The organism is Antarctobacter heliothermus, assembly GCF_900188425.1.
Taxonomy (GTDB): domain Bacteria; phylum Pseudomonadota; class Alphaproteobacteria; order Rhodobacterales; family Rhodobacteraceae; genus Antarctobacter; species Antarctobacter heliothermus.
In genome coordinates this window covers 1-1,899 of the sequence record NZ_FZON01000134.1, presented here as the reverse complement: position 1 = coordinate 1,899, position 1,899 = coordinate 1, and the positions used below count along the sequence as shown (strand labels likewise).

Here is a 1,899-nt window from a genome sequence, read left to right as displayed (position 1 = left end):
TGGTGGACACTATCAGCCGAGGGTTCCGCTCGTCAGAGCGGCGACAGCGGACGGATACCGACGGCCAGCATGTGGATTAGCCGTTTCCTGATTGCCGCATTCTGCTTTTCAACAGGTTCTTCCGCAGCAACATCGATCTTCGGCAGGATCTCAAGACTACACCTTCCTGCGGCCAAGATACCAACAACACCCCGTGCGCGGAGTGCATGCCTACCGTGCTCAAGCACCCCGCTGCCGCCCCTTCCAGCGAAGGGCGAACGCCCAGCCAAAACCGCAAGCTGATCCGCGAAATGTGCAGGGATCTGCCCGTCTTCGTCACCATAGGCGAGTTTTTCCCATTCGCGAACGGTGTAGGATTGCATCAGGCCTCAAACTCCGAAAAGTCGAAGTCTGCCTTGACGCTCCAACGCAGCTTTTCGCCGCCGAGTTCATCGTCCGCAAATCCGGCTGGCGGTGACAGTTTCTTGGCTTCAAGGAAATACGTTCCGGCCATTCCATCCCCGTCGCCCAACACGGCGGCGACCTTGGACCAATCCTCGTAAAAATACTCCGCCAATAGGGGAATGACCTTATAGCGCATCACGTCTTCTACGTCCGCCCGGCTGTGGCAGCCGGTGAAATAGGCATGGCCGATCTGATGTTCGCGGTCGAACAGGTACTCGATGCGCTCGTTGATCGTGGACAGAAGCTCCCGAAGATTTATGCCACCGACATCCTCTGACAGGATCGTCGGGTCGGGCATTAGCTCCTGAAACGTAAAGCGACGGCGCAATGCTGTGTCGAGCAGCGCTATGGAGCGATCCGCAGTGTTCATCGTACCCACAATGTGCAAGTTGGACGGCACTCCGAAACGCTTCTTGGAGTACGGAAGCTGAACGCGGAGTTCGTTTTGTGCCCCCAAACGCTTGTCCTGTTCCAGCAGTGTTATGAGTTCACCAAAGACCTTCGAAATGTTCGCTCGGTTTATTTCGTCGATGATCAGAACGAAATTCTCTGGTTGTGTCGGCACATCTTCGCGCTCACACGTCCAAGATTCAAATAAAGCTCGAGGGCGGCAATATTTAAGCGGTCCTTTTTAAGGCCGTATATCGTCTTCTGCGTGAAATTACTGTCATGGATTTCGTCCACGGGCACACCGTCGCGATCTATCCAAAGCCATTGAACTGATCGCCTGTGTGAGTAATGTCCGCTCTCACGGCGCATGTATTCGTAATCTCCAAGGACTTTCCCAATTGCGCGAAATTGAAAGTTTCCCTTGGAAACAACCAAGATATCGCCAACAGAAACCTTGTTTCGAAAATGGTGTGTCATCGCCGCGACCCCATTTGGAGTGGCGTAGAGCTCTTCGTCAGTCTGTTCACACCAAGCGCGAATATTGTCATAATTTTCGTAGACTTCGGCGCTCCAGTCGTGATCGACAAACCCAAACAATGCGATGGAGTTCTCGATAGCTTCCTCGAAAATCGCTTCCCCGCCGCGTGTTCCTGCTTCTCCCAACGACATCTGATGAACATTGCGCCCTTCCAGCGTCACCAGATCATGTTGAACCTCTTTTGCCAGATCCTGGTCCGGCGCTCCACCAGTTCGGACTTCAGCTCGTTTGGAGATCCGATAAAAAATGCCTGGAACCGGCTCAAGGCGGAAGCCCGCGCTCGTTTCCATCTCCTGCTCCGCATCCGTTACTGGCCTCAATCCCTCGACGAATTCTTCGTATGACATGGACTGGTGAAATGTCGTAAATTCGATCCTGCCCTCGCCAACAAGACGTCGATATTCAGCCATCAGTGCGTCCCGGTCGTCTTTAAACCCGGCTTATTCATCCAAATCAGGGGAAATAGCTGGCGTGCCCGCGAAAGCTTTGTAGAATCAAGCTGCTAGACAAAATCCGACAGCAGCCAT

Annotated in this window: 3 protein-coding genes; all 3 read right to left on the bottom strand. The window is 53.6% G+C overall.

Going from position 1 to position 1,899, the window contains the following annotated elements; translation table 11 throughout:
• Positions 1 to 32: 32 nt before the first annotated feature.
• The 3 genes from CHB90_RS25835 to CHB90_RS25825 are packed head-to-tail and all read right to left on the bottom strand — an operon-like array spanning position 33 to position 1,782.
• Complete coding sequence (locus CHB90_RS25835; protein WP_212591670.1) at positions 33 to 362, bottom strand: hypothetical protein; 330 nt, start codon at positions 360 to 362, stop codon at positions 33 to 35.
• Positions 362 to 1,009, bottom strand: a complete 648-nt coding sequence (locus tag CHB90_RS25830) for an McrB family protein (RefSeq protein WP_089280550.1) — start codon at positions 1,007 to 1,009, stop codon at positions 362 to 364. Before CHB90_RS25830 ends, CHB90_RS25835 begins: the two co-directional genes overlap by 1 nt.
• A complete protein-coding gene (locus CHB90_RS25825; RefSeq protein WP_089280549.1) occupies positions 979 to 1,782 on the bottom strand; it encodes a hypothetical protein in 804 nt (267 codons plus the stop codon). Before CHB90_RS25825 ends, CHB90_RS25830 begins: the two co-directional genes overlap by 31 nt.
• Positions 1,783 to 1,899 lie beyond the last annotated feature (117 nt).